Genomic DNA, 26942 nt, shown 5'->3' on the forward strand with positions numbered 1-26942 from the left:
GCCCGCAGTTGAAGTTATTTCTTGTTCATCATCGCCTTCAGATCGGCGAACGGATTATATTTCGCTTCGCCCACCGCTTTCTGCGCATCTTCGCCTGCAACCACCGTTGAACCATACTGGTCCGCTTCCGTATATTTGGAATGTTCGTGATCGTGGCAGTACAGGCACAACATTTCCCAGTTGCTACCATCTTCCGGGTTATTGGAGTGATCATGATCGATATGGTGTACCGTCAATTCGCGCAAATTTGAATATACGAACTCACGGGAACAACGTCCGCAGACCCAGGGGAAGAGTTTAAGCGCCTTTTCCCGGTAACCGACTTCCAGACGGGCGTAATTTTTAGGGATAAAAGCCATAAAGCTCATGCCTCCAGTAGAAAATGAAAAGCTGCGCCAAAAGCTGGCGCAGCAGAATGCGATAATCATAACCTATTGTGTCAGGCGTTGGGATCAGTGTTTGATGCCTAACGAATCGGCTAACTGCTTAGCCAACTGGTTTTGGTCATCCGCACCGTATTCCCAGAACATGGCGCCTCCCAGCCCCTTGCTCTTGATATAGTCAGCCTTGATCGCTACCGAGCGCGGGTTTTCATAAGAGAGGGCAAAGAGCGCGTTTCCCTCCACAGACTGCACTGACAGCCACGGTACTTTTGCTTCATCATCCCAATGCTGGCTAAAGCGCTTCTGCGGATCGTTGATCAATTTCGCCACGATATCGTTGTACTTCACATAGGTATCTTTGCTCAGATCGATGCCCAGTGATTTGAACAATTCAATTTGCGCGGGCTCGAAATAGGGCTGGGTAACAGGATTTTTCTGTGCGTCAGGTTTGCTCCAGTCAATGCCTGGCTCAACAGCGCGTTTCGGTACGCGACCATAAAAACCAATGCCCAGGTTCATCTGACTCGCTTTTAGACCGGCAGCAAGATAGTTGTTGACCACAAAATCAGCGCTGTACTTATCCGCCGCGGCGACTGTCGGCCATTGTGTCGAATCGTACAGGTTCGAGTTGAAATACTGCGTACCGTAAGCCATGTCATAGGTCATCAGGTTTATGTAGTCGAGCGATGGCGCAATGGCTTTCACATCCACCCAGCTTTTCGGGCTTTCCGCATTTGCGCCCACGGCGATGGTCAGTAGTTTTTTATGCCCCAATGCGGCGCGGAGCTCTTTTAACAGCGCGGTAAAGTTAGCTCGGTCGGCCGGTTGACTTTCGACCAGTCCCCAGGCGCCGTTGACCGGATATTCCCAGTCGAGGTCGATGCCATCAAGGCCATATTTCGCAATTATCTCCTGAGCAGACTGAATAAACACCGCGCGCGATTCTTTCGTTGCTGCCGCGCCGGAGAATCCACGAGCCCCCCAACCACCGACGGAAAGCAATACTTTCAGGTTCGGATTCTGTTTACGCAGCTGTGGAATTTTCAGTAAATCATCCTGCACTTTCGGTGAAAGCCAAATCTGATGCAGCTTACTGGCGTCTTTTAAGGCGTCATTGGTCTCGTCTTTTTCGTTGTTGTAGACAAGGCCAAACGAATAGTTGAGATGGGTTATCTGACGAACATCCAGTTTATTGATGTCACCACCAGGACCGGCAGTGACGTCGCCGCCACCATTGAAGTAGCCAACTGACATCAGTGAACTGGCGGAAACAACGCTGGCGCAAAGCAGGGGTAATGCTGCCAACAAAGGCAATAGTTTCATCGGTGTTCCTCTTTGACATTTAAACAAGCAAACACGCCACGGAAATGGCGTGGCGAAAAAAACAGCACCTGCAGGTTAACAGTTTCATAACAGGAAAAATGCGAAGGTGTTCACGTCATGTTGGCGAAGCGGCAAACCATTTCTGGTAGGTTGTATCGGTTGGGGCAAACATTACTGAGTGTTGACGCAAGTCCCTTTTCTGGCCTACAGATTTGCATACATGCACAAATTCAATAGGCCGGATAAGGCGTTTTAAAGTATTAGCGATGGGTTTCCAGCCAGTCATCAAGCGTATACAGCGTTGCGCCCGCTGCGGCCATTTCCATAAACGCCTCTGCACTGTCCTGGGGTTGAATATTGACGCCACGGCAGCCGTCGGTAATAACGCTGACGGTATAACCAAGATCGAGCGCATCCAGAACGGTGAATTTAACGCAATAGTCGCTAGCCAGACCCATGATAATAAGCTCAGCAATACGGTGTTCGAGCAGCCAGGCGTTCAGCGCGGTTGCCTGACGACGACCGTTATCAAAAAATGCACTGTAACTGTCGACCAGCGGGTTCTCGCCTTTGGTGAAGGTTTTCGCTATTGCACGCTGGTTCAGCAGCGGATGCAGGGCCGCCCCTTCGCTGTTTTGCACGCAATGATCGGGCCAGAACGTTTGCGCCAGACCATCCAGTTGTCCCTGACTGTAGGGGGCGACCTGATGCTGGCTGGCAAAACTACCGTGATTAGCCGGATGCCAGTCCAGACTGGCAACAACCGTGTCGCCGCGTAGGGCGCACCAGTCAATCAGACGGTTGGCAATCTCGATTGTGCTGTCGCCTTGCGGAACAGCGAGAGCGCCGCCGGCACAAAAGTCATTTTGTAAATCGACCAACAGTAAGGCTCGGGCCATGGGCATAGACTCCTTTATTCGTCCGGGGTGAGCTCGCCGCGCAGATTTTGCGTCATTGCTTCACGAATGCTCTGCACATCCAGTCCCTGACTGAGTAAATAATGCAATTTGGTGAGCGTGGCTTCGACGGTCATATCCGCGCCGCCAATCACGCCAGCGTGGGCGAGGGCATTACCCGTCGCATAGCCACCCATGTTTACCTTGCCGGACATACACTGGGTCAGGTTCACCACCACAATGCCCCGCGAGCTCGCATCTTCAAGTTCTTGCAGAAACTCTTTATTTTGCGGTGCATTGCCCACGCCGTAGGAGCGCAAAATTAACGCTTTTACCGGCTGGCGCAGGAAGTTACGCACCACATCAGCGGAGATACCTGGGTAAATGGTGACTACGCCAATCGGTTGTGGAGTAATAGGATGAACAATCAGTTCACCTGCGCCGTGCGGTGCTGGCGGAGTTCCCAGTCGACGGATGTGGATCCCGGCTTCCAGTAGCGGCGCAAGGTTGGGTGAGGCAAAGGCGTCAAAGCCATCGGCGTGCGCTTTAGTGGTACGGTTGCCGCGAAACAGTCGATTGTTGAAAAACAGGGTTACTTCATTAATCGGATAATTTGCCGCAACGTACAGCGCGTTGAGCAGATTGATTTGCCCGTCTGAACGTAGCTCTGCCAGCGGAATTTGTGACCCTGTCACAATGACCGGTTTACCCAGGTTCTCCAACATAAAAGAGAGCGCCGAAGCCGTAAACGCCATGGTGTCGGTGCCGTGCAGAATGACAAAACCATCGTAATCGTAGTAGTGTGCTTTAATGTCTTCCGCAATATGCTGCCAGTCTTCCGGCGTCATGTCGGAGGAATCCATCAACGGGACGTATTCGTGGATGGTGAAGTCTGGCATCTCCGGGCGGTGGAATTCAGGCATCAATGCCAGTTGACGCTGGAGATGACCAGAAACAGGAATATAACCCTGTTCTGAGCGCTGCATACCAATGGTGCCGCCGGTATAGGCAACGTAAATCGATTTCTTTTGCATGACTTTTCTTCTGTCTCAATGAAAACCCCTCTTCATCCCGAAGAGGGGGCAATTGTTAGCGAACGTTGGCGCAGGTCAGGCAAAACGCATATCGGTTTTGCGGATCGTTAAACGCGGCCAGCTTATCGCTTTCCGCTTTAACTGCACTGGCCGCAGAAGCAAGCGGCGCCGGGAGCATGGCCTGAATAGCTTCGGGCAGCATGGCGCGAACGGAGCCTGACATGCTGTCCATTACCATATCGACGAATGTCGGTTCATCCTGATAATACGCAATGTGCCACTGTTTCAGCTTGGCAAGCTCAGCCGCTTTCGCGATGGCGTCGTCAAAATCACCGAGGCTGTCTACCAGTCCGTTGGCTTTCGCATCCTGACCGGTCCAGACGTGACCCTGCGCGATTTTGTCAATCTGCTCAGGGGTTGTCTTACGTGCATCCGCGACCAGCGTGATAAAGCGCTTATAGCCATTTTCAATGCTCAATTGCATCATTTGCTGCACTTCAGGCGGTAACGCTTTGGTGATGGAGATATCCGCCAGCGGGGAAGTGGCCACGCCATCGGTATGTACACCAATGGAATCCAGGCTGTTTTCTACGGTGTTGATCACACCAAAGATCCCGATTGAACCGGTCAACGTGCTGGGGTTTGCCACAATGTAACTGGCTGGGGTGGAGATCCAGTAGCCACCGGAGGCCGCCATGCCGCCCATGGACACGACAACCGGTTTACCCGCCGCTTTTGCCGCAGCCAGCTCAGCACGAATGACTTCCGAGGCGCTGACGCTGCCGCCAGGACTGTTCACGCGCAGTACAATAGCTTTCACTTTCGGATCGAGACGTGCTTCGCGGATTTGTGCGGCAGTGGTGTCGCCCCCCACATTTCCTGGGGTTTCTTCACCGTCCATAATCGCGCCGTTCGCGAAGATAACGCCAATGCTGTCTCCGGTATCCGCCGGTGTTTTCAGCGAATAATCGTAATAGCTGACGGCGCGATAGTTTTTATCCGCTTTGCTCCAGCCAAACTGTTTGGTCAGCATTTTTTCGACTTCGGCGCTGGAGGCGAGTGCATCCACCAGTTTGTTATCGAGCGCATATTTCGCCGTATCTCCATCGACCTTCGTCAAACCGTCCAGCATCGCCTGTGCGCCTGGGAACACCTGCTGAGCTGGGATCTGGCGGTTGGCGGCGACCGTGTCGAGATAGTTCTGCCACAGCTCGCCGATCCAACGACTGTCGGCTTCACGCGCGGCAGGAGACATATCATCGCGGATAAACGGCTCTACGGCAGACTTATAGGTCCCGACGCGGAATACGTGCGTGGAAACTTTCAGCTTATCGAGCAGGGACTTGTAGTACAGACCGTTGGTGGCAAAGCCGTGCAGATCAACGGAACCCTGCGGAGAGAGGTAAATTTTGTTAGCAAAACTGGCGAGGTAATACTGCCCCTGGCTGAAGTTATCGCCCACGGCAAAGACCGGTTTACCGCTGTCGCGGAATTCCCGCAGTGCTTTGCCGATATACTGCATGGAAGGCTGGTCTGCCCCGGCAAAATTTTTCAGATCCATCACGATGCCGGTGATGTTGCGATCATCTTTTGCCTGGCGAATCGTATTCACGATATCGAACAGGGAGTTTTCCTGCAGACGATCGGAACTGGCGCCAAACAGCTGACGACCAATAACGCTTAAACGACTGGTGCTCGAAGGCTTATCGACAATCACCCCAGAGATATCCAGCAGCAGCGCGCCTCGCTCAGCGTGTTCGCTGGTGTTGCTGCTGCTGACCTGCATCCAGATGCCCACGCCAACCAGCACCAAAAAGATGAAGAACAGGTTAAGCACAAATTCACGGACGAAATTGAGTAATCGCCATGTCCATTTAAAAAATCCGGCAATAAATTGCCACAGGGTTCGCATGTATTCTCCCTACCAATTAACAACACGCCACCCCGAAATCCCGGAGAAAGGCGATAAGATGAGGCTATCGTAATGACCCGACAGGCACTTGTCAGCAGGAATCACCGCCTGTGCTGTAACAAAATCCGCTCACGTGTTAATTTTGTGAACAAATTTCATTGTTGGAGTTAAGCAAATGGATGCACTCGAATTACTTATGACCCGTCGTAGCGCCTCTCGTCTCGTCGAACCGGCCCCGGCAGGAGAGCAACTGCAAAATATTCTGCGCGCGGGAATGCGCGCGCCGGACCACAAAACGCTGCAACCGTGGCAATTCTTTGTCATTGAGGGCGAAGGGCGTGAACGCTTTGCCGCCGTGCTTGAAAAAGGCGCTATTGCATCTGGCAGCGATGAGAAGGCCCAGGAAAAAGCGCGCAGCGCGCCGTTTCGCGCACCGCTGATTATTACCGTGGTGGCGAAATGTGAAGCAAACGACAAGGTTCCGCTATGGGAACAGGAAATGTCTGCCGGTTGTGCGGTGATGGCCATGCAGATGGCTGCCATTGCCCAGGGCTTTGGCGGTATCTGGCGCAGTGGCGCATTAACCGAAAGTGAGGTCGTCCGCGAAGCGTTTGACTGTCGCCCACAGGATAAAATCGTCGGTTTTCTCTATCTGGGCACACCACAGTTGAAAGCATCCACGACGATTACCCTTGCCGATCCGAGCGCATTCGTCCGTTATTTCTGATATCAACGGCAAAACTGTCTGGATTATGAGCAAAGGCACCCGAATTCAGACAGTCACTCTTACCACATCATGGAATGAGCGCTACCATATCCGGATTGCAATGACAGGAGATGTCCATGAGCGAGCAAGCTATTCGTTTAACGCAATACAGCCACGGAGCCGGTTGCGGTTGTAAAATTTCCCCAAAAGTGCTGGAAACCATCCTGCACAGCGAGCAGGCGAAGTTTGTTGATCCAAACTTACTGGTGGGTAATGAAACCCGCGACGACGCGGCTGTATACGATCTGGGAAACGGCACCAGCGTAATCAGCACCACCGATTTCTTTATGCCGATTGTCGATAATCCGTTTGATTTTGGCCGCATCGCCGCCACCAACGCCATCAGCGATATTTTCGCCATGGGCGGCAAACCGATTATGGCAATTGCTATCCTGGGCTGGCCGCTTGATAAGTTGGCGCCGGAAATTGCCCGCGAAGTAACCGAAGGCGGACGCTTTGCCTGCCGTCAGGCGGGTATCGCGCTGGCGGGGGGGCACTCTATCGATGCGCCTGAGCCTATCTTTGGTCTTGCGGTAACCGGCGTTGTTCCAACTGAGCGCGTGAAGAAAAACAGCACCGCCGAGGCGGGATGCAAGCTGTTTTTGACCAAGCCTCTGGGTATTGGTGTCCTGACCACCGCAGAGAAAAAATCGCTGCTGAAGGACGAGCACAAAGGGCTGGCGACGGAAGTGATGTGCCGGATGAACATTGCCGGGGCGGCATTTGCCGATATCGACGGCGTGAAAGCCATGACCGACGTTACCGGTTTTGGGCTGCTGGGGCATCTGAGCGAGATGTGTCAGGGGGCCGGCGTTCAGGCGCAGATCGTCTACCAGGCTATTCCTAAGCTACCAGGTGTTGAAGAATACATCGCGCAGGGCGCGGTGCCGGGCGGTACCCAGCGTAACTTTGCCAGCTACGGACACCTGATGGGTGAAATGCCGCAGTCGGTTCGCGATCTGCTCTGCGATCCGCAAACTTCCGGTGGTCTGCTGTTAGCGGTAACGCCGGAAGCTGAAGCCGAAGTTAAAGCGGCAGCGGCGCAGTTTGGCATCGACCTCACCGCGATTGGTGAGTTAGTGGAAGCTCGTGGCGGTCGCGCCATGGTTGAGATCCGTTAACTCGATGCGATTGTTTATTGCCGAAAAACCGAGTCTGGCGCGCGCTATCGCCGATGTGCTGCCGAAGCCGCATCGCAAAGGTGACGGTTTTATCGAATGCGGAAACGGGCAAGTGGTGACCTGGTGTATTGGTCACCTGCTTGAACAGGCGCAGCCAGATGCCTACGACAGTCGTTATGCTCGCTGGAGTCTGGTTGATCTGCCGATTGTCCCGGAAAAGTGGCAACTGCAGCCGCGTCCCTCGGTGACCAAACAGCTCAACGTTATTAAGCGATTTTTGCATGAGGCCAGTGAAGTCATTCACGCAGGTGACCCCGATCGTGAAGGACAACTGCTGGTGGATGAAGTGCTGGATTACCTGCAACTGGCCCCTGAAAAGCGCCAGCAGGTGCAACGCTGCCTGATTAACGACCTCAACCCGCAGGCCGTCGAGCGGGCGATTGAGCGTCTGCGCGCCAACAGTGAGTTCATCCCCCTTTGCGTGTCGGCACTGGCGCGAGCGCGGGCGGACTGGCTGTACGGTATCAACATGACGCGCGCTTATACCATTCTGGGGCGTAACGCGGGCTATCAGGGCGTACTTTCGGTCGGGCGCGTGCAAACGCCGGTGCTCGGACTGGTTGTGCGTCGCGATGAAGAGATTGAAAACTTCGTTGCCAAAGACTTCTTCGAGGTAAAGGCGCATATCGTGACGCCCGCCGATGAGCGGTTTACCGCTATCTGGCAGCCGAGCGAAGCGTGTGAGCCGTATCAGGATGAAGAAGGGCGCTTGCTAAACCGCACGTTGGCTGAACACGTGGTAAACCGCATTAACGGTCAGCCGGCGATCGTCACCAGCTATAACGATAAACGGGAATCAGAATCCGCGCCGCTGCCGTTTTCGCTGTCGGCGTTGCAGATTGAAGCGGCGAAACGCTTTGGCTTAAGTGCGCAAAACGTTCTGGATATCTGCCAGAAGCTGTATGAAACCCATAAACTGATCACCTATCCGCGTTCGGATAGCCGTTATCTGCCGGAAGAACACTTTGCCGGACGTCACGCGGTGCTGAACGCGATTAGCGTCCATGCGCCGGATCTGCTTCCGCAACCGGCGGTCAATCCCGATACGCGAAACCGCTGTTGGGATGATAAAAAAGTGGATGCGCACCACGCCATCATTCCAACAGCGCGCAGTTCGTCCATCAACCTGAACGATAATGAAGCGAAGATATACAACCTGATTGCCCGTCAATATCTGATGCAGTTTTGCGCGGATGCGGTATTCAGGAAGTGCGTTATTGAGCTGGATATCGCGAAAGGTAAGTTTGTCGCCAAAGCCCGTTTTCTGGCAGAGGCCGGATGGCGTACGCTGCTTGGCAACAAAGAGCGCGACGAAGATAACGACGGGACGCCGCTGCCGGTGGTGGCAAAAGACGACGAGCTGCTGTGCGAAAAAGGCGAAGTGGTTGAACGACAGACTCAGCCTCCGCGGCACTTTACCGATGCCACGCTGCTGTCAGCGATGACCGGAATCGCGCGCTTTGTGCAGGATAAAGATCTGAAAAAGATCCTGCGCGCAACGGACGGACTGGGAACGGAAGCGACGCGCGCCGGGATTATCGAGCTGCTGTTTAAGCGTGGTTTCCTGGTGAAGAAGGGGCGCTATATCCATTCTACCGATGCCGGAAAAGCGCTGTTTCATTCGCTGCCTGAAATGGCGACGCGCCCGGATATGACCGCGCACTGGGAATCTATCCTGACCCAAATCAGCGAAAAGCAGTGTCGATATCAGGATTTCATGCAGCCGCTGGTGGGGACGCTGTATCAGCTAATCGATCAGGCGCGCAGCACGCCGGTACGACGCTTCCGTGGTATTGCCGCACCGGGTAGTAGTGGTGGTGACAAGAAAAAGAGCGCGCCGCGTAAACGCACGGCGAAAAAAAGCCCGCCATCTGAAGAGGCGGGCCTGTAATGCGCTCTTAGGCTGGATAAGGCATGTGTGCCGCATCAAGCCTACGGGAACAACAGATCTGAATTAAATCACACCCTGGCCCAACATCGCGTCGGCAACTTTCACGAATCCCGCGATGTTGGCGCCACGTACGTAGTTGGTTTGCTTGCTTTCGCCGCCGTACTCGACGCAGGCATGGTGAATATCCAGCATGATGTGGTGCAGGCGTGCATCCACTTTCTCCGCTTTCCAGCCCAGACGTGCGGCGTTCTGCGCCATTTCCAGACCGGATGTCGCTACGCCTCCCGCGTTGGCCGCTTTACCCGGCGCGAACAATACACCCGCTTCCAGGAACAGATCGGTGGCCTCGATGGTGGTAGGCATGTTTGCCCCTTCGGCGACAGCCTTCACGCCGTTGGCGATCAGCACGCGTGCCGCATCGACATCAAGTTCGTTCTGGGTGGCGCACGGCAGGGCGATATCCACCGGAACCGACCACGGCTGTTGGCCTTCCAGATAGGTCAAGCCAAATTCGCGGGCGTAATCCGCCACGCGGCCGTCGCGGCTGTCTTTGATCGCGCACAGACGCGCCAGTTTTTCTTTGGTAAATCCGCTTTCGTCGACCACGGTACCGCTGGAATCGGAGGCTGTGACTACTCGCGCGCCAAACTCCATGGCTTTCTCAATGGCGAATTGCGCCACGTTACCGGAACCAGAGACGGCCACGCGCATGCCTTCAAAGCCCAGGCCATGGCGTTTGAGCATCGCTTCGGTGAAGTACACCAGACCGTAGCCGGTAGCTTCCGGGCGAATCAGGCTGCCGCCGAAAGAGAGACCTTTACCGGTAAAGACGCAGGCGCTGTTGTTGGACAGTTTTTTCATCATCCCGGCCATAAAGCCGACTTCACGACCGCCTACGCCGATATCGCCCGCCGGAACATCGGTATCGGGCCCTAAATGGCGGAACAGTTCGGTCATCAGCGCCTGGCAGAAACGCATGATTTCGCCTTCGCTTTTACCTTTCGGATCGAAATCGCTCCCGCCTTTACCCCCGCCCATTGGCAGCGTGGTGAGGGCGTTTTTAAATGTTTGCTCGAAGCCAAGGAATTTCAGGATCGACAGGTTCACGGAAGGGTGGAAACGCATTCCGCCTTTGTATGGGCCAATGGCGGAGCTAAACTGCACGCGCCACGCGCGGTTGACCTGCACCTGATTGCGATCGTCCAGCCAGACGACGCGGAACTGGATCACGCGCTCCGGTTCAACCAGACGTTCCAGCAACGACATCTGACGATAACGCGGGTTTTGCTCAAGGAAGGGCCACAGTGTCGTCATTACCTCACGAACGGCTTGCGCGAACTCGGTCTGATTCGGGTCGCGCTTTTGCACATGGTTAAGGAATGACTCCAGAGAACGTGTCTGATCCATAGATATAAGTACCTCTTATGTATTGATATGGTTATATTTTTGATTTTTGTGTTAAGTGTTTTGCAGTTTTTGACTATAACATCAGCAGTGTGACGGGACGCAAGAAAAAATTAACCGCGCTAAGTAAATTAATATTGCGGCGTGGGTCATAACCAAAAGCGATGATGGCAAGGGCTAAAGTTTCTGCCGGTTTATACCGTTATACTGAGCATAACTGTCAGTCAAAAAGGAAAGAATATGCGCCGTATAATCATGGCAGGAGCGTTGGCACTGGTGTCCAGCGCGACGCTGGCAAATCAGCTTTATCGCCCGGACGTGCAGGTGAATGTCCCACCGGAGGTGTTCAGTTCCAGCGGTCAGCGGGCGCAACCCTGTAGTCAGTGCTGTATTTATCAGGATCAAAACTACTCAGAAGGGGCGGTGATTAAAGCGGATGGCGTTTTGCTTCAGTGCCAGCGCGATGATAAAACGATCAGCACGAATCCGCTGGTCTGGCGTCGCGTAAAAGGATAAACGCTTCTAATAGCGGGATATCGGCAGGCGCCAGCGGATAACGCAGCGCCTCTTCGGGTGAACACCAGACGATATCCTGATGTTCATACACTTTCAGCTCCCCCTGATATGACGGTACATGCCAGGCATGTAAGTGAATGAGTCGGCCTGAAACCTCGCGTTGATGGCTGGCAATGTAGCGCCCAACGACCGCCTCGATGCCCAACTCTTCACGCAGTTCACGGACCAGCGCCTTTGGCTGACTTTCCCCCGGCTCAACCTTACCGCCAGCAAACTCCCACATACCTGACTGATCCGCATGCTCCGGGCGTTGAGCCAGTAAAATTTTGCCATCACGTTCAATGATAGCGGCGACCACGTCGAGGGTTTTCATTATATTCATCAAGATCTAACGGTAGAAAATGACATACTATCGTTATCTTTGTTTTATCTAAAGTATTCAGGAGCCACCGTTGAACGATCCTCAGTCGTGGGTAAAACCGTTAACGCGTATCCCTTCCAGTTTGCAACCGCTTGTTGCTACGCAGAAAAAACATTATGGCGATGTGCTGCATCCCACGCGCTGGTGGGGGCGGATGCCGTTCCTGTTCTGGCTGGTGGCGCTGTTTGTCGGGTATCTGGAGCGTAAAAAGGCGCGCCTGTCGCCGGTGATGCGCGCGCTGTTGATGACCCGCGTTTCTCAGGTGTGCCACTGCGCTTTCTGCGTTGACGCCAACAGTTTACGGCTGGCTGAACGCTGCGGCGCGCTGGATAAAGTCTTACAGGTTGCCAACTGGCAAGAATCAACGCTATTTAGCGCAGAAGAACGTGTAGGGCTGGCCTATGCTGATGCGGTCACCGCAACGCCACCACAGGTTGACGATGCGCTGAAAGCGCAGATGAAGCAATATTTTACCGATGACGCCATTACTGAAATGACCGCGCTGATTGCGTTTCAAAATCTCTCGGCGCGTTTTAATGCCGCTCTCGATATTCCCTCCCAGGGACTGTGCGACAGTTTTAAAGGACGCCCGCATGCTTGACCGCCATCTTCATCCGCGATTAAAACCGCTTTTGCATCGCTGCGTGGGCATCATTGATCAACCGGCGATTACCCCGGACGGACTTACGCTGGTCGGTTTTGCTATTGGCGTGCTGGCGTTGCCATTTCTGGCGTTAGGCTGGTATATGGCGGCGCTGGTGGCCATTGTACTCAATCGGCTGTTTGACGGGCTGGATGGGGCGCTGGCACGGCGCAGAGGGCTAACGGACGCGGGAGGATTTCTCGATATCTCGCTCGATTTTCTGTTTTACGCCTTAGTGCCGTTTGGTTTTATTCTTGCTGCGCCGGCGCAAAATGCGCTGGCAGGCGGTTGGCTGTTGTTCGCGTTTATTGGCACCGGCAGCAGCTTTCTGGCCTTCGCCGCGCTGGCGGCAAAGCATCAGATTGATAACCCCGGTTATGCGCATAAATCGTTTTATTATCTGGGCGGACTGACCGAAGGAACCGAGACGATTTTGCTGTTTGTGTTGGGATGTCTGTTCCCGGAATATTTTGCCGTAATGGCGTGGGTCTTTGGCGCGCTGTGCTGGATGACGACGTTCACCCGGATCTGGAGCGGATATCTGACGCTGAAAGCGGTCCAGCGTCCGGAGTGACGTAGTGCGTTGCCGGATGCGCTTCGCTTATTCGGCCTACAACGATGGTTTATGTAGGCTGGGTAAAGCGTTCTCGCTGCATCCGGCAACAATGACAATCTTACTTGCTGGCGTCCGGACCCCGTTCACCGCTGGCGATCGGGTTTTTCGGAGAGCTGCTCCACTCATACCAGCCACCGTCGTAGACGGAGACGTTTTTCCAGCCCATTGCGCGGGCATACATAAACGTTTCCGAAGCACGCCAGCCGGTACCACAATAGAATGAGACCTGTTGCTCTGGCAGGATATTCCATTGCTTCCACATGGCGGCGATGTCATCGGCGCTGCGCATGGTGCCATCCGGATTATGGAAATCTTCCATGTGGGTGGAGTCGCTGCCTGCATGGCCCCAACGCGCCCCTGCGATCTCACCTTTTGGCTTAATGTAGCTATAGCCGCTGGTCGTACCGATAAATTCCGGCCATGAACGAATGCTCACCAAAGACGCATCCTGGCGATGCAGCAGACCGCGAGCCTGTTCCATATCCAGCATCAGTTGCGGTTGGGCAGGGATCGTCACGCCGAAATCAGGTTCAGGCTTCACCGTTGGTGCAGTACCGCGTTCGACCGGTAAACCTGAGTCAGACCAGGTCTGCCAGCCGCCGTCGAGCAGACGAACATCTTTCACACCTGCATACAGCATAATTTGCGCCACGCGCGCGGCGGCGTAGACATCGCGGCCGTATAAAATCACCGTGGTGTCGTGGCGGATGCCGTGTTTCGCCAGCATCGCTTTGAGCTGCGCGTCGGACACTTTATTCCACAGCGGTTCGCTTTCGACTTCGTTGGTATCAATATAGCCCGCGCCAGGGATATGGCTGAGCAGATACAACTTCGGCGCGCCCCAGGCGGCTTCAATCACTTTCCAGTCACCGGCCGGTTTGGCGGTTACCTCTTTACCCTGCTGAAGGTCGTGCAGCCACTGCGGGTAAACCAACTGTTCGAAGTGCGGCAGACGTTGCAGGCGGGCAGGGTCCGTAAGCGCATCGCTGAGGGTTGAGATAGCGTTAAAGCCGACTTTCTGCAGGCGGGATTTGACGGCCTGCATGTCAGTATCGCTGCCATACAATGCCACCGGCGCGTCGGTTTTCAGGTGATGTGCCTTAACCCAGGCGCTGAGTTGTTCATCATTCATCTTGTCGAGCCAGGCGGCAGACAGGTTCAGTGCGGAAGGCTCGTGTCCTGAAGGACCATTAAGCGATTGCGGCCAGCCGTTGTAAAAAGCGCTCTGACGGGTATCGATCGCCGCGCCTTGCTTTTGCTGTAACTGGTTGAGGGTGAGCGTCTGTGCTGTTTCAGCAGCCCAGGAAGAAGCGCAAGCGAGCCCTAAAGCCAGTGCCAGCGCGGTCATTTGAGAAACACGTTTCATCGAATAGCCCGACGTTGAAAAAGAGGACGACATTCTGTGCCGCCAGTTAAGTAAAAACCTTGCGTTAACGCAGCATATCGCCACATTCACGCCCAGTTTTCCATCTGTAATACGCGACCTGCTGGCGGAACGTCCTGCGCATCGTGGGTAACCTGGACCACCGGAATACCCAGTTTACGTACTTCGGTGAAGACCCACTGGCGAAAGGTATCGCGCAGCGACGCATCCAGCCTGCTAAAGGGTTCATCGAGTAACAGCGCCTGGGGTTGCGCCAGCAGCGCGCGAAGCAGGGCGACACGCGAGCGTTGCCCGCCGGAGAGCGAAGCCGGATCGCGTGAATAAAATCCTGCCAGGCCCGCGCGTGCGAGGGCGCTTTCCACCGCATGGCGTCTGGCGGGACCTTGCACGCTGGCGGGTAAGGCCAGCAGTAAATTCTGCCCAACGCTGAAATGGTCAAACAGCAGCGCATCCTGAAACAGAATGCCAATCTGGCGCTGCGCAGTAGGCAGTGTGTCTACGCGCTGTTCGTTGAGCCACAGTTCGCCTGACGCCTGAAACTGAGGAGACAACGCCCCGATCATCCATGAAAATAGCGAAGACTTACCGCTGCCGGAAGGTCCCATAATGGTGACAATGTCACTTTTATTAACCTGGAAATTAACGTCCTTCAGTAGCGCTGTCGTACCCTGGTACAACGAAACGCTTTGTACAATGAGCATTAGCGGAGTCCTTGTCGAAAGCGGCCAATCCACGCAGCGAGAAACGCCGCCAGTGCGAAAATTATAAGCGGTAACAGAAGCTGCCATAGCGCCTGGGTTGCCAGAATGGCGGTGCTACCGCCGCTGCTTAATGCCACCGCTTCGGTGGTCAGCGTGGGATAGCGCCCGGCGCCTAACCACAGCGTCGGCATATACTGGGCGATACTGACTGAGAACCCTACCGCGAAGGCAACCAGCGCCGGGCGCGCCAGCTGCGGACATTTTACTTGCCAGAATATGCGGCCCCGGGTCCAACCCAGCGTTTGCGCAATCAAAATCAACCGTGGGTCAATGCGTTGCCACGCCGGTTTGAGCACAAACAGCATCCATGGCATCACCCACAGCAGGTGTCCCCAGACAATGGTTATCATCAGCCCATCCTGTCCGGCATATAACGCCAACAGATACTGTCCAGTTACCAGCGGCAGCGCAGGCAAAATGAGCGGTAGCCAGACCCAACGGTGTCCGGTTTGCGGACCCCATTCCAGCCAGGCAAAAAGTATCAGCAGCGCCAGCACGCTGGAGATAAGCCCCAGTTGCAGGCTAGTGCTGAGCGCCTCGCTATTTAGCGACGAATAGCTGGCGATCAGCGCCAGAACCAGCGCGCACACCACACCGCCAAAGGGCAAAAGTTGTACCAGCGAACGTCCGATTGTACAGGATGAAAAACGCAGGCGTTCCCCGTTTACTGCGGGAATAGTGCGTTGCCAGGCGCGCCAGAGCAGATACCCCGCCAGCGCGATGATGAGTAGCAGCAGTACCAGCAGCAGGCTGGCGAGTGCTCCTTTAGCCTGTTGCTCGGCATCGCCCTGACTGAGCCATTGCCAGCTCAACACGGCAAGCGTTGGTGGGTTTCCGGGACCAAGGACGATTGCTACATCCACTACCGAGAGCGACCAGGCGACGATCGCCAGCATGGCTTTGCCTAACACGGGGGCGAGAGAGGGCAGAACCAGCCAGTTCAGGCATTGCAGTCGGCTGTAACCCAGCGAATCCAGGACGATAACCTGCTGCGAAAGCTGTTTTTCACTCAGCAGAGCTGAGAGGATCCATAACAAAAAGGCACTCTCTTTTACCGCCAGCGTCACGCCAAGCCCAATGCCGTAGCGGTCAGGCTGGGAGCTGAGAAACGGGATCCATTGCCAGAGCATGCCGCCTTCGGCAAAAACCAACAGCACGCTGGTGGCGAAGGCAACATGTGGAATCGCCAGCAGCCACGGAAGACGCGTGCACAGACGCGCCCAGCCTGCGCCGGGCCATAAGGCGAGGATCGCCAGCAGGGCGATGATCAGCGCGCCGCCAGCCGCGAGGCTTACGGAAACCAGCGTTGCCAGTAACGCCTGCGGGAGTTGAGGATCGCTAAATAGCGCCAACCAGTGTCTGGTGTTCAGCGCCGGCGTTATCAGAGAAAAAGCCGCTGGCGCCAGCGGCAGATAAACGCCCGCCATGATGGCCCAGAGTAGCAGAATTAATGTGTACCGTAGCGGCGTAGCCATTCTTGTTCCAGAGCGTTTACCCATGCAGCATGCGGTTCTGGCAGTACGGCAGGGAGCCCTTGTGGGATCCGCGCCAGCAGCGCATTACGCTGGTCGACAGGCAATTTTTGTGGATCAAGCACCGAAGGATCTCCCCAGACTGACGGGTCGGCTTTACGCAGCTGCGCTTCGGGTGAAAGCAGGAAATTTGCCACGACTTTCGCTCCGGCGCTGGCACGCGCATTCGCTGGAATGGTGACAAAATGCACGTTGCCGAGCATGCCCTGTGAGAAACCAAAACTATAGCTGCTTTTGGGTAATTCACCGCTGGCCACTTTTTGCTGCGCGTGGGCAGGATTAAAGGTCATTGATAAACGCAGGGTGCCACCGTTGAGCAGCGCATCCATTCGCGCGGGCGTGGGCGGAAAATCTTTACCTTCGCGCCACAGGGCAGGATGCAAAGCATCAAGGTAATGCCACAATGGAGCGGTAACGTCGGCGAATGTGGACGCATTGGGCGCTATTTTCAGCGCCTGCGGCTTGTTGGTGAGCGAAATTAACAACTGCTCAAGAAAAGCCGTTCCAGTAAAGTCTGGCGGACGCGGATAGGTCACCGTGCCAGGGTGCGCCTGGGCAAACTCAAGCAGTGCCTGCGGGGATTGCGGCGGCTGCGCGGTGAGATCGTGCCTGGTAATAAATGTGAGCTGTGCGCCGCCCCACGGTGATTCAGCCCCCTCCGTTGGAATGGAAAAGTCTTCATTCACCGGTTTCTGGGTATCAACATAGCGCCAGTTAGGCAGCGTTTGTGCCCACTGGGTCTGTAGCAGCCCGGCTTCTTTCAGCGTGCGGAAATTTTCGCCGTTCACCCACAGTAAATCGACCGAGCCACCGGTTTTTCGCCCGGATGCCGCTTCCGTCTGGATACGTTTTACGGCGTCGGCGGCATCCGCCAGGCGTACGATTTTCAGGTTAATGGCATAGTGTGTTTTCATCTCGCCGCTAACCCAGTCGAGATACTGGTTAACTGCGTTGTCGCCACCCCAGGCGTTGAACCACACCGTCTGACCGCGGGCGTCATTTTTGATTTGCTGCCAACTGGTGTCCTCGGCGAAAGCCGCCAGCGGAGAGAGCAGCAAACTCAGGCACAATAAGCAGTAACGCATAATATCTCCCTTGCTAAAAATGGGGGGAAAGACTCAGGTCTTTTTCCGTTGATGCTCAAGATAAAGGCTTTTGGCAACGGCAATCACCACGCTCAGAGCGAACAGGATGAACAGGCCGGTAACAAACCAAAATGTGCCGCCGGTTAACAGGCTACCAGCCCATGAATAGACGATAGTGGCCGGTAACTGACCGATGCCGGTGGCGATGAAGAAATGGCGAAAACGAATCGAGGTCAGGCCTGCTGCGTAGCTTACCGGGTCGAACGGCACAAAAGGTAACAGGCGACAGACAAGAATTGTGTGCTTGCCATAGCGCTCGAAAAAAGTGTCCATGTTGTTCAGCACCGTTTTTCCGGTCAGTTTTTCCACGGCGCTGCGACCTAAAACGCGGGCAATAAAAAAGCACAGCGCCGCGCCTGCCATCGCGCTGCTCCAGGACAGAACGCCGCCCCAAAATGCGCCAAACAGCGAGGCGTTGGCAAAGGTGATCACAAAGGCGGGAAGCGGCGCGACGATGGCCTGTAAGATCATCAGGAAGAACGACACGACCGCCGCCTGGGTTCCGTAAGAACGAATGAAGTTCTCAAGAGCATGCTGATCGAGCGTGGTAAATGCCGCCAGGCTGGCGTGAAGAAAATCACTCACGCCAGGTATCCACGCCCACGCCATCAGGGCGAGCAGCAGCAGGGCAAGCAAGCTTATACGGTAATAGCGTGTCCGCCGCGCTTTATTCATCTTGATCATTTACCCGCGTACTCGTGACCGGGCGCCGGATCGACATGTTTATGCCGCGCCCAGGCTTTGGCGGCCTGAACGAGGACGAATAGCGCCAGCCCCGCAACGCTGAGTTTACCGATAAATGCCCAGCTAATCCCTTCGCTGGCCAGTTCGTGCGACATCAGCGTATAGATAAAGATGCCGGGTAAGGTGGTTAGCGCAGATATCACGGTAAATGACCAGAACGGAATGGCCGTCAGCCCATAGGCATAGTTTTGAATGTTATAGGGGAACAGTGGCACGAGCCGGGTCAGGATCAGAAAGTCTACTCCGCTATGGGCAATGCCTTTTTCGATAGCCTGAAACGTTGCAGTGTGGCCAACGTATTTCAGCAGTAATTCCCGGCCAAGCCAGCGAGCCAGCATAAATGACAGCGCCGAAGCCATGGTTGCCGCCACTAACGAGATAAGCGTCCCTGTCACCGGGCCAAACAGCACACCGCCGACGATCACCAGGATGCTGCCTGGGATCAGACACAGCGCGGCAACTATAAACAGCAGGATATAAAGGGTATAGCCGAACAGGCCGCTTTGGCGGATGACATCTTGTAAATGATGGAAATTGGTGATCAGATCGGTCAGACCGTAATGATGGAAAACTCCCGCCAGAACGCAGAACAATACCGCAACAATTAGCAGCCGGTATTCTGCGTTATGCGAACTTCTTTTTCATGGGGGTTCTCCTGTAAAACCGAGTGCAATGCGGCGTTTTCGTCAGCGAAAAGTGCGCGCGAAGATATAATAAATTTCCGGCCGCAACAATGTATTACCGTGGCTTTATTGATTTTGCACAGAATAAACAGACTCTCCAGGCCAGGCCCGGAGAGTGAAAATACGCAGACGATCAGACGCGGAATTTAGCCCATACAGGCGCATGGTCGGACGGCTTTTCCATGCTGCGGATTTCATAGTCGATGCCGGTTTCTTCGCAGCGCTCCGCCAGCGGTTTGCTCGCCAGCAGCAGATCGATACGCAGGCCACGGTTATCATCAAAGCCTTTTGAGCGGTAATCAAACCACGAGAACTGGTCGTTCTTTTCAGGCCAGGCGTGACGGTAGGTATCTACCAGGCCCCAGCCCAGCAGACGCTCCATCCACTCGCGCTCTTCTGGCAGGAAGGAACATTTGCCGGTACGCAGCCAGCGTTTACGGTTCTCTTCGCCAATACCGATATCGAGGTCGGTTGGGCTGATATTCATATCGCCCATGATCAATACCGGATTGTCGCGCTTCAGTTCAGTCTCCAGGTAGTTTTGTAGGTTCTGATAAAACGCGGCTTTGGCCGGGAACTTGGTTTCATGGTCACGGCTTTCGCCCTGCGGGAAATAGCCGTTAATCACCGTGATGTTGCCCAGAGGCGACGGAATTTCCGCCATGATGATACGACGCTGCGCTTCTTCGCCATCACCCGGGAAGCCACGACGCACCGCAATCGGCGTTTCTTTCGTTAATAGTGCTACGCCGTAGTGGCCTTTCTGACCGTGATAAAAGACGTTATAACCCAGCTTTGCTACCTCTTCGAGAGGGAACATATCGTCGTGGACTTTTGTCTCCTGTAAGCCAATAACATCCGGTTGGTGTTTTTCGACAATGGCTGCCAGTTGATGGGGACGGGCACGCAGGCCGTTGATATTAAAAGAGACAAATTTCATAGTCGCTGCCACTTTGCAAGATGAATAGTGCAAGGATGGTAGCAGAATTTCTGCAGGCTGACTGCTTCTTGTCACCTGATTCCAACAATGATTGCTAATGGTGTTAACGATGGAGCAAAAACTGCACCGTTTTGGCGCGTAGCGCGTCGGAATAGAGCAATAATTTCCGATAAATTTCGTATACGATCACAATTCCAGAATTATATTTGGCGACTGAATAAAATTGCGTTTTTTCCTCTGTTTAGTCATCTGGTACGCAAACATATTCACTTTATATGCACATACAGTGAATATCGTCAGGTTGTAACTCGTTGATATTCCGTCACCGCCCTCCGTTTATGCACTTTTTTCGCTGGCTGGCACGAAGCCTGCAATCTACATTTACACCGCAAACACTATATTTATTAACATATAAATAACCTTTTATTTACCGTTGAGGTCGCTATGTCTCTGTCAATTACGCGTGAAAATTTTGATGAATGGATGATGCCCGTATACGCTCCGGCCCCTTTTATTCCGGTGCGTGGCGAAGGTTCACGTCTGTGGGATCAGCAGGGTAAAGAGTATATCGATTTCGCGGGAGGCATTGCGGTTAACGCGCTGGGTCATGCACATCCGGCATTGCGCGAGGCATTAAACGACCAGGCGAGCAAATTCTGGCATACGGGAAATGGCTACACCAACGAGCCGGTGCTGCGCCTGGCGAAAAAGCTGATTGATGCCACTTTTGCCGAGCGTATTTTCTTCTGTAACTCTGGCGCAGAAGCTAACGAAGCGGCATTAAAACTGGCACGTAAATATGCCCACGATCGTTTTGGTAGCCAGAAGAGCGGCATTGTGGCGTTTAAAAATGCTTTCCATGGTCGCACGCTGTTTACCGTCAGTGCCGGAGGACAGCCCGCCTATTCACAGGACTTCGCGCCGCTGCCGCCGGATATCCGCCATGCCGTGTATAACGATCTCGACTCTGCCAGCCAACTGATTGATGACAACACCTGTGCGGTTATTGTGGAGCCGGTGCAGGGGGAAGGCGGCGTAGTGCCGGCAACAAACGCCTTTTTGCAGGGGCTGCGTGAATTATGCGATCGCCATAATGCGCTGTTGATTTTTGATGAAGTTCAGACCGGAGTTGGTCGTACCGGCGAACTGTATGCCTACATGCACTACGGCGTTACGCCGGACCTGCTGACGACAGCGAAAGCGCTGGGCGGCGGTTTCCCCATCGGCGCACTGCTGGTGACAGAGCGTTGCGCCAGTGTGATGACGGTCGGTACGCACGGTACAACCTACGGCGGAAACCCGCTGGCTACTGCGGTGGCGGGAAAACTGCTGGAAATTGTTAACACGCCGGAAGTGCTTAACGGAGTGAAACAGCGCCACGACTGGTTTGTGGAGCGTATTAACGCCATTAACGAACGTTTTGGACTGTTTAGTGAAATTCGTGGACTCGGACTGCTGATTGGCTGTGTGCTAAACGCGGAATTTGCCGGGAAAGCAAAACTCATCTCGCAAGAAGCGGCCGTTGCCGGAGTGATGGTGCTGATTGCTGGCGCTAATGTGGTGCGGTTTGCGCCAGCGTTAAACGTCAGCGAAGAAGAAATCGCCACCGGACTGGATCGCTTTGCGCTGGCCTGCGAACGCATTAAAGCAGGAGGTTCATCATGATGGTGATTCGTCCCATTGAACGCGCTGATATCACCGCGCTGATGCAGCTTGCCAGTAAGACCGGCGGCGGGTTGACATCGCTACCGGCGAATGAAGCTACGCTGATGGCGCGTATCGAACGTTCGCTACAAACCTGGCGCGGTGAGTTGCCCAAAAGTGAGCAGGGATATGTGTTTGTGCTTGAAGACAGCGCCAGCGGAACCGTGGCAGGGATTTGCGCCATTGAGGTGGCGGTGGGGCTTAACGATCCCTGGTACAACTACCGGGTCGGTACACTGGTGCACGCCTCGAAAGAGCTGAACGTGTATAACGCGCTGCCGACACTGTTTCTGAGTAACGATCACACGGGCAGTAGCGAACTTTGTTCTCTGTTTCTCGATCCGGACTGGCGTAAAGAAGGCAACGGCTATTTGTTGTCGAAGTCGCGCTTTATGTTTATGGCGGCCTTTCGTGACCGGTTCAATGAGAAGGTCGTGGCCGAGATGCGCGGCGTGATCGATGAACACGGCTACTCTCCGTTTTGGCAAAGCCTCGGCAAACGTTTTTTCTCAATGGAGTTCAGCCGGGCGGATTTTCTCTGCGGAACCGGGCAAAAAGCCTTTATTGCTGAACTGATGCCTAAGCATCCGATTTATACCCATTTCCTGTCTGACGAAGCGCAAAGCGTGATTGGTCAGGTGCATCCGCAAACGGCTCCTGCGCGGGCGGTGCTGGAGAAAGAAGGATTTCGCTACCGCAACTACGTCGATATTTTCGACGGCGGACCGACCCTGGAGTGCGATATTGACCGGGTACGGGCTATCCGTAAGAGCAGGCTGGTGGAGGTGGCTGAAGGGCAGCCTGCGCCGGGCGACTATCCTGCTTGTCTGGTTGCCAATGAAAATTATCAAAACTTCCGCGTCATGTTGGTTCGTGCCGACCCGGATACTCAGCGTCTGGTGCTGACGGCGGCGCAACTGGACGCCCTGAAATGTCACGCGGGCGACCATGTACGTTTTGTGCGTCTTTGTGCAGAGGAGAAAACAGCATGACATTATGGATAAACGGCGACTGGGTGACGGGGCTGGGCGAGCGTCGGGTGAAAACCAATCCCGTAAGCGGTGATGTGCTGTGGCAGGGGAATGATGCCGATGCAGCACAGGTGGCGCAGGCGTGCCGGGCCGCGCGCGCAGCCTTTGCCAGTTGGGCTAAACAGCCCTTTGGCGCACGCCAGGCCATTGTTGAAAAATTTGCCTCATTGCTGGAAAGCAATAAAGCCGAACTCACACAGATTATCGCCCGGGAAACCGGCAAACCCCGTTGGGAAGCCGCTACGGAACTGACGGCGATGATCAATAAAATTGCCATCTCCGTGAAAGCCTGGCATGCGCGTACTGGAGAGCATCACAGCGAATTACCGGATGGCGCAGCGACGTTGCGCCATCGCCCGCACGGCGTGCTGGCGGTTTTTGGCCCGTATAACTTCCCTGGCCATTTACCCAATGGTCATATTGTTCCGGCACTGCTGGCAGGCAACACATTGATTTTCAAACCCAGCGAGCTGACGCCGTGGACCGGTGAAGCCGTGACAAAGCTGTGGGAGCAGGCGGGATTGCCGCCGGGTGTGCTGAACCTGGTGCAGGGCGGTCGCGATACGGGGCAGGCGCTGAGCGGGCAGGACGATCTCGATGGCCTGCTGTTTACCGGCAGTGCCAATACTGGTTATCAACTGCATCGACAGCTATCCGGCCAGCCGGAAAAAATCCTCGCTCTGGAGATGGGGGGCAACAACCCGCTGATTATTGAGAACCCGGAAGATATTGATGCCGCAGTGCATCTGACTATTCAATCCGCGTTTGTCACCGCCGGACAGCGTTGTACCTGCGCCCGTCGCCTGTTAGTTAAAAAAGGCGCGCAGGGGGATGCGTTCCTGACGCGTCTGGTGGACGTCAGCCAGCGTTTAATGCCCGGCAACTGGGATGCAGAACCGCAGCCATTTATTGGCGGGCTGATTTCCGAACAGGCCGCGCGGCATGTCTATGATGCCTGGCAGCGTCTGGAGTCGTTAGGAGGCCGGACGCTGTTAGCGCCACGTCTGGTGCAAGCCGGAACGTCACTGCTCACCCCAGGGATCATCGAACTGACCGGGGCAGCGAACGTACCCGATGAAGAGGTCTTTGGACCGCTGCTTGGCGTCTGGCGTTATGACAGCTTTGATGACGCAATTCGTATGGCGAACAACACCCGCTTTGGATTGTCGTGTGGGTTGGTTTCCCCCGATCGCAGCCAGTTTGATCAACTGCTGCTTGAGGCGCGGGCCGGGATCGTCAACTGGAATAAGCCGTTAACCGGCGCGGCGAGTACAGCGCCGTTTGGCGGCGTTGGCGCTTCCGGGAACCATCGCGCCAGCGCGTGGTATGCCGCAGATTATTGCGCCTGGCCGATGGCAAGTCTGGAATCACCGGCCCTAACGCTGCCAACGACGCTTAGCCCCGGCCTGGATTTTTCTCGCGAGGATAAGCTATGAAAGCCCGTGAGGTAAATTTTGATGGTCTGGTGGGGCTGACCCACCACTATGCGGGGCTGTCATTTGGTAATGAGGCCTCAACCAAACATCGTTTTCAGGTATCGAACCCGCGTCTGGCGGCGAAGCAGGGTCTGCTAAAGATGAAAGCGCTGGCGGATGCGGGATTTCCCCAGGCGGTGATCCCGCCTCATGAGCGGCCGTATATTCCGGTGCTGCGTCAGTTGGGCTTTACCGGCCGCGACGAACAGATACTGGAGAACGTGGCGCGTCAGGCGCCTCACTGGCTCTCCAGCGCCAGCTCCGCATCGTCTATGTGGGTGGCGAATGCGGCAACGGTCTGCCCTTCAGCCGATGCGCTGGACGGGAAAGTGCATCTGACGGTGGCGAATCTGAATAATAAGTTTCACCGTTCGCTGGAAGCGCCGACCACCGAAGCGTTGCTACGGGCGATTTTCCGTGATGAGAATAGTTTTACGGTCCACGGTGCGTTACCCCAGGTTGCGCTATTCGGTGATGAAGGTGCGGCAAACCATAACCGCCTCGGCGGGGATTACGGCGACCCTGGCGTACAGCTGTTTGTTTACGGTCGTGAAGAAGGGAATGCGTCCCATCCGAAGCGCTATCCGGCGAGGCAATCCCGTGAGGCCAGCGAGGCGGTCGCCCGACTGAATCAGGTTAACCCGCATCAGCGCATTTTTGCCCAACAAAACCCGGACGTTATCGATCTTGGCGTGTTTCATAACGATGTGATTGCGGTGTCGAATCGCCAGGTACTGTTTTGTCATCAGCTGGCGTTTGCCAGACAGCAGGCGTTGTTCGAGCAGTTACGCAGTCAGGTGGCAGGTTTTACCCCGCTGGAAGTCCCGGCTGCGGAAGTGTCGGTGCAGGATGCGGTGACCACCTATCTGTTTAACAGCCAGCTATTGAGCCGTGATGACGGTTCGATGATGCTGGTCCTGCCGCAGGAGTGTCGGGAGCATGCGGGCGTGTGGCGGTATTTGAACCGTCTGCTCGAGGAAGACAATCCGATCGATGACCTGCAGGTATTCGATCTGCGTGAAAGTATGTCCAACGGCGGCGGTCCGGCATGTCTGCGCCTGAGAGTGGTGCTTACGCCACAGGAGCTGCAGGCCGTAAATCCGGCGGTTATCATGAACGATAATCTGTTTAACACGCTGAATAATTGGATCGACCGTTACTATCGCGATCGTCTTACCGCCGCCGACCTTGCCGACCCGCAGCTGTTACGTGAGGGGCGTGAAGCGCTGGATACGTTGACGCAATTGCTCAACCTCGGCTCTGTGTATCCCTTCCAGCAGGAGAGGACCAGCCATGGATAATTTTCTGGCCCAGACGCTGGCAGGGATAACCCCCGAGACAACCGAGGGCACAGCTCGCGGCTTTTCCTGGCAGTGGATTGGTCACGGAATTCTGGAGCTGACGCCGGACACTCCGGCGGAATATTCGCTGGTGCTGTCTGCGGGGATCCACGGCAATGAAACGGCCCCTGTAGAGATACTTGATTCAATTCTCTCCAGGCTGTTTAGCGGTGAACTAACGCTCACATGGCGGCTGCTGGTGATTCTGGGGAACCCGCAGGCGCTGGCGGCGGGACAACGTTATTGTCATAGCGACCTGAACCGTATGTTTGGCGGCCGTTGGCAGATTTTTGCCGCGAGCGAAGAAACGCACCGAGCCCATCAGCTTGAGCTGTGTCTGGAGGATTTTTATTCGCAGGCGAAAGAGCCAGTCCGCTGGCATCTGGATCTGCACACCGCGATTCGCGGCTCGCAGCATCTGCGCTTTGGCGTGTTGCCACAACGCAACGTTGCCTGGGACGAAGATTTTTTGGGATGGCTGGGAGAGGCAGGGCTGGAGGCGCTGGTTTTCCATCAGACACCTGGCGGCACGTTCACCCATTTTAGCGCTGAACATTTTGGCGCGCTGGCCTGCACGCTGGAACTGGGTAAAGCGCTGCCGTTTGGACAAAACGATCTGACTCAGTTTGCGCAGACGGCAGATGCGCTGGCGAAGCTGCTAAAGGGCGAGCGAATGTCACCGGGAGAAACATCTCCGCTGCGTTACCGCGTGGTGTCGCAAATCACGCGGCGTAGCGACGATTTCATTCTTCACATGGATAACCAGACGCTCAACTTTACCCCTTTTACAGAGGGCACCTTGCTGGCGCAGGACGGTGATGAACGTTTTACCGTCACCCATGATGTTGAATACGTTCTTTTTCCAAATCCAAACGTGGCCTGTGGTTTACGTGCAGGATTGATGCTCGAAAAATTGTGACAAATATATATGCCCTTTTGGTTTATCCCTAAGGGCTTATTTTTGCGTGCTGTTTTTATTTATTACGGATTATTCCTGGTGAATTGCTTTCTTAATAATCAGGGATGAGGTATAGTTCTTCATAATCCCTTCAAAATCATCCTGTTGTAATTTTTTATTGCAACTCTGCGCAATTTATTCTTTTTTTCTCCATAATTGATGAAAGTTTGTTTTTTACACTTTCATTGTTTTACCGTTGCTCTGATTAATTGACGCTTAAGCCGGTAAAGTTAATCTCGTCAACACGACATCACATTGC

25 protein-coding genes are annotated in these 26942 nt (G+C 54.7%); 11 read left to right on the forward strand and 14 right to left on the reverse strand.

What is annotated here, in order from left to right; genetic code table 11:
- Positions 1–14: 14 nt before the first annotated feature.
- The 5 genes from yajD to sppA form a co-directional block, all read right to left on the reverse strand.
- Positions 15–359, reverse strand: coding sequence for an HNH nuclease YajD (yajD, locus tag OGV75_RS14875; RefSeq protein WP_003832478.1), 345 nt, complete (start codon positions 357–359; stop codon positions 15–17).
- Positions 360–452: 93 nt separating this feature from the next.
- On the reverse strand, positions 453–1706 hold the full coding sequence (chiD, locus tag OGV75_RS14880; RefSeq protein WP_286480838.1) for a chitinase ChiD: 1254 nt from the start codon (positions 1704–1706) through the stop codon (positions 453–455).
- 260 nt (positions 1707–1966) lie between these two features.
- Complete coding sequence (gene pncA / locus OGV75_RS14885) at positions 1967–2605, reverse strand: bifunctional nicotinamidase/pyrazinamidase (protein WP_046275890.1); 639 nt, start codon at positions 2603–2605, stop codon at positions 1967–1969.
- 14 nt (positions 2606–2619) lie between these two features.
- Entirely contained in the window at positions 2620–3636 is a 1017-nt protein-coding gene (gene ansA / locus OGV75_RS14890; protein ID WP_286480839.1) for an asparaginase, read from the reverse strand.
- A gap of 55 nt (positions 3637–3691) precedes the next feature.
- Positions 3692–5548: a signal peptide peptidase SppA gene (gene sppA / locus OGV75_RS14895; protein WP_286480840.1), complete on the reverse strand. Its 1857-nt coding sequence runs from the start codon at positions 5546–5548 to the stop codon at positions 3692–3694.
- 175 nt (positions 5549–5723) lie between these two features.
- Here sppA and OGV75_RS14900 point away from each other — a divergent pair, with 175 nt between their 5' ends.
- From OGV75_RS14900 to topB, 3 genes are all read left to right on the forward strand, one after another.
- The gene (locus OGV75_RS14900) at positions 5724–6275 is read left to right on the forward strand and encodes an NAD(P)H nitroreductase (RefSeq protein ID WP_016152830.1); all 552 of its coding nucleotides are present in this window, start codon (positions 5724–5726) and stop codon (positions 6273–6275) included.
- A 116-nt stretch (positions 6276–6391) separates the two neighbouring features.
- Entirely contained in the window at positions 6392–7435 is a 1044-nt protein-coding gene (selD, locus tag OGV75_RS14905) for a selenide, water dikinase SelD (RefSeq protein WP_016152831.1), read from the forward strand.
- A 4-nt stretch (positions 7436–7439) separates the two neighbouring features.
- Complete coding sequence (topB, locus tag OGV75_RS14910; RefSeq protein WP_019076618.1) at positions 7440–9386, forward strand: DNA topoisomerase III; 1947 nt, start codon at positions 7440–7442, stop codon at positions 9384–9386.
- A 63-nt stretch (positions 9387–9449) separates the two neighbouring features.
- Here topB and gdhA read toward each other — a convergent pair whose 3' ends face one another.
- On the reverse strand, positions 9450–10793 hold the full coding sequence (gene gdhA, locus OGV75_RS14915; RefSeq protein ID WP_016152833.1) for an NADP-specific glutamate dehydrogenase: 1344 nt from the start codon (positions 10791–10793) through the stop codon (positions 9450–9452).
- Between the two features lie 237 nt (positions 10794–11030).
- Between gdhA and OGV75_RS14920 the strand changes: the two genes are divergently transcribed.
- Positions 11031–11306, forward strand: a complete 276-nt coding sequence (locus OGV75_RS14920; protein WP_016152834.1) for a YnjH family protein — start codon at positions 11031–11033, stop codon at positions 11304–11306.
- On the opposite strand, the gene OGV75_RS14925 is transcribed toward OGV75_RS14920, so the two are convergent.
- Positions 11266–11679 (reverse strand): pyrimidine (deoxy)nucleoside triphosphate diphosphatase, encoded by a 414-nt coding sequence (locus OGV75_RS14925; protein WP_104652143.1) that lies wholly within the window; start codon positions 11677–11679, stop codon positions 11266–11268. The two genes, OGV75_RS14920 and OGV75_RS14925, sit on opposite strands and share 41 nt — an antisense overlap.
- Positions 11680–11758: 79 nt before the next feature.
- Here OGV75_RS14925 and OGV75_RS14930 point away from each other — a divergent pair, with 79 nt between their 5' ends.
- A complete protein-coding gene (locus tag OGV75_RS14930) occupies positions 11759–12328 on the forward strand; it encodes a carboxymuconolactone decarboxylase family protein (RefSeq protein WP_047417903.1) in 570 nt (189 codons plus the stop codon).
- Complete coding sequence (locus OGV75_RS14935; protein ID WP_137352125.1) at positions 12321–12944, forward strand: CDP-alcohol phosphatidyltransferase family protein; 624 nt, start codon at positions 12321–12323, stop codon at positions 12942–12944. The genes OGV75_RS14930 and OGV75_RS14935 overlap by 8 nt, the downstream gene beginning before the upstream one ends.
- Before the next feature lie 100 nt (positions 12945–13044).
- On the opposite strand, the gene OGV75_RS14940 is transcribed toward OGV75_RS14935, so the two are convergent.
- The 7 genes from OGV75_RS14940 to xthA all read right to left on the reverse strand — a co-directional run bounded on the left by OGV75_RS14940 (position 13045) and on the right by xthA (position 20175).
- A complete protein-coding gene (locus tag OGV75_RS14940; protein ID WP_047418447.1) occupies positions 13045–14352 on the reverse strand; it encodes a sulfurtransferase in 1308 nt (435 codons plus the stop codon).
- Positions 14353–14438: 86 nt separating this feature from the next.
- Complete coding sequence (locus tag OGV75_RS14945; RefSeq protein WP_286480842.1) at positions 14439–15071, reverse strand: ATP-binding cassette domain-containing protein; 633 nt, start codon at positions 15069–15071, stop codon at positions 14439–14441.
- Positions 15071–16606, reverse strand: a complete 1536-nt coding sequence (locus tag OGV75_RS14950) for an ABC transporter permease family protein (RefSeq protein ID WP_286480843.1) — start codon at positions 16604–16606, stop codon at positions 15071–15073. The genes OGV75_RS14945 and OGV75_RS14950 overlap by 1 nt, the downstream gene beginning before the upstream one ends.
- Positions 16579–17748, reverse strand: a complete 1170-nt coding sequence (locus OGV75_RS14955) for an ABC transporter substrate-binding protein (protein WP_286480844.1) — start codon at positions 17746–17748, stop codon at positions 16579–16581. Before OGV75_RS14955 ends, OGV75_RS14950 begins: the two co-directional genes overlap by 28 nt.
- A 33-nt stretch (positions 17749–17781) precedes the next feature.
- Positions 17782–18492 carry a TVP38/TMEM64 family protein gene (locus tag OGV75_RS14960; RefSeq protein ID WP_047358611.1) on the reverse strand — a complete coding sequence of 237 codons (711 nt, stop codon included), beginning with the start codon at positions 18490–18492 and terminating at the stop codon, positions 17782–17784.
- On the reverse strand, positions 18489–19145 hold the full coding sequence (locus tag OGV75_RS14965; protein ID WP_016156322.1) for a TVP38/TMEM64 family protein: 657 nt from the start codon (positions 19143–19145) through the stop codon (positions 18489–18491). Before OGV75_RS14965 ends, OGV75_RS14960 begins: the two co-directional genes overlap by 4 nt.
- 223 nt (positions 19146–19368) lie before the next feature.
- Entirely contained in the window at positions 19369–20175 is an 807-nt protein-coding gene (gene xthA / locus OGV75_RS14970) for an exodeoxyribonuclease III (RefSeq protein ID WP_286480845.1), read from the reverse strand.
- A 444-nt stretch (positions 20176–20619) separates the two neighbouring features.
- Between xthA and astC the strand changes: the two genes are divergently transcribed.
- Genes astC through astE form a run of 5 tightly spaced genes read left to right on the forward strand, consistent with a single transcriptional unit; the run spans position 20620 to position 26644 of the window.
- Complete coding sequence (gene astC / locus OGV75_RS14975; protein WP_137379888.1) at positions 20620–21840, forward strand: succinylornithine/acetylornithine transaminase; 1221 nt, start codon at positions 20620–20622, stop codon at positions 21838–21840.
- Positions 21837–22871 (forward strand): arginine N-succinyltransferase, encoded by a 1035-nt coding sequence (gene astA / locus OGV75_RS14980; protein ID WP_016152846.1) that lies wholly within the window; start codon positions 21837–21839, stop codon positions 22869–22871. Before astC ends, astA begins: the two co-directional genes overlap by 4 nt.
- Complete coding sequence (astD, locus tag OGV75_RS14985; RefSeq protein ID WP_049271264.1) at positions 22868–24346, forward strand: succinylglutamate-semialdehyde dehydrogenase; 1479 nt, start codon at positions 22868–22870, stop codon at positions 24344–24346. Before astA ends, astD begins: the two co-directional genes overlap by 4 nt.
- Entirely contained in the window at positions 24343–25686 is a 1344-nt protein-coding gene (gene astB, locus OGV75_RS14990) for an N-succinylarginine dihydrolase (protein WP_080858707.1), read from the forward strand. Before astD ends, astB begins: the two co-directional genes overlap by 4 nt.
- The gene (gene astE, locus OGV75_RS14995; RefSeq protein WP_286480846.1) at positions 25679–26644 is read left to right on the forward strand and encodes a succinylglutamate desuccinylase; all 966 of its coding nucleotides are present in this window, start codon (positions 25679–25681) and stop codon (positions 26642–26644) included. The genes astB and astE overlap by 8 nt, the downstream gene beginning before the upstream one ends.
- Positions 26645–26942: the final 298 nt, after the last annotated feature.

The organism is Citrobacter sp. Cb028, assembly GCF_030336705.1.
GTDB classification, from domain to species: Bacteria; Pseudomonadota; Gammaproteobacteria; order Enterobacterales; family Enterobacteriaceae; genus Citrobacter; species Citrobacter braakii.

Excerpts from the sequence above, each read along its gene's own strand:
- yajD (WP_003832478.1), bottom strand. The coding sequence starts at position 359 with ATGGCTTTTATCCCTAAAAATTACGCCCGTCTGGAAGTCGGTTACCGG.
- chiD (WP_286480838.1), bottom strand. The coding sequence starts at position 1,706 with ATGAAACTATTGCCTTTGTTGGCAGCATTACCCCTGCTTTGCGCCAGC.
- pncA (WP_046275890.1), bottom strand. The coding sequence starts at position 2,605 with ATGGCCCGAGCCTTACTGTTGGTCGATTTACAAAATGACTTTTGTGCC.
- ansA (WP_286480839.1), bottom strand. The coding sequence starts at position 3,636 with ATGCAAAAGAAATCGATTTACGTTGCCTATACCGGCGGCACCATTGGT.
- sppA (WP_286480840.1), bottom strand. The coding sequence starts at position 5,548 with ATGCGAACCCTGTGGCAATTTATTGCCGGATTTTTTAAATGGACATGG.
- OGV75_RS14900 (WP_016152830.1), top strand. The coding sequence starts at position 5,724 with ATGGATGCACTCGAATTACTTATGACCCGTCGTAGCGCCTCTCGTCTC.
- selD (WP_016152831.1), top strand. The coding sequence starts at position 6,392 with ATGAGCGAGCAAGCTATTCGTTTAACGCAATACAGCCACGGAGCCGGT.
- topB (WP_019076618.1), top strand. The coding sequence starts at position 7,440 with ATGCGATTGTTTATTGCCGAAAAACCGAGTCTGGCGCGCGCTATCGCC.
- gdhA (WP_016152833.1), bottom strand. The coding sequence starts at position 10,793 with ATGGATCAGACACGTTCTCTGGAGTCATTCCTTAACCATGTGCAAAAG.
- OGV75_RS14920 (WP_016152834.1), top strand. The coding sequence starts at position 11,031 with ATGCGCCGTATAATCATGGCAGGAGCGTTGGCACTGGTGTCCAGCGCG.
- OGV75_RS14925 (WP_104652143.1), bottom strand. The coding sequence starts at position 11,679 with ATGAAAACCCTCGACGTGGTCGCCGCTATCATTGAACGTGATGGCAAA.
- OGV75_RS14935 (WP_137352125.1), top strand. The coding sequence starts at position 12,321 with ATGCTTGACCGCCATCTTCATCCGCGATTAAAACCGCTTTTGCATCGC.
- OGV75_RS14940 (WP_047418447.1), bottom strand. The coding sequence starts at position 14,352 with ATGAAACGTGTTTCTCAAATGACCGCGCTGGCACTGGCTTTAGGGCTC.
- OGV75_RS14945 (WP_286480842.1), bottom strand. The coding sequence starts at position 15,071 with ATGCTCATTGTACAAAGCGTTTCGTTGTACCAGGGTACGACAGCGCTA.
- OGV75_RS14950 (WP_286480843.1), bottom strand. The coding sequence starts at position 16,606 with ATGGCTACGCCGCTACGGTACACATTAATTCTGCTACTCTGGGCCATC.
- OGV75_RS14955 (WP_286480844.1), bottom strand. The coding sequence starts at position 17,748 with ATGCGTTACTGCTTATTGTGCCTGAGTTTGCTGCTCTCTCCGCTGGCG.
- OGV75_RS14960 (WP_047358611.1), bottom strand. The coding sequence starts at position 18,492 with ATGATCAAGATGAATAAAGCGCGGCGGACACGCTATTACCGTATAAGC.
- xthA (WP_286480845.1), bottom strand. The coding sequence starts at position 20,175 with ATGAAATTTGTCTCTTTTAATATCAACGGCCTGCGTGCCCGTCCCCAT.
- astC (WP_137379888.1), top strand. The coding sequence starts at position 20,620 with ATGTCTCTGTCAATTACGCGTGAAAATTTTGATGAATGGATGATGCCC.
- astA (WP_016152846.1), top strand. The coding sequence starts at position 21,837 with ATGATGGTGATTCGTCCCATTGAACGCGCTGATATCACCGCGCTGATG.
- astD (WP_049271264.1), top strand. The coding sequence starts at position 22,868 with ATGACATTATGGATAAACGGCGACTGGGTGACGGGGCTGGGCGAGCGT.
- astB (WP_080858707.1), top strand. The coding sequence starts at position 24,343 with ATGAAAGCCCGTGAGGTAAATTTTGATGGTCTGGTGGGGCTGACCCAC.
- astE (WP_286480846.1), top strand. The coding sequence starts at position 25,679 with ATGGATAATTTTCTGGCCCAGACGCTGGCAGGGATAACCCCCGAGACA.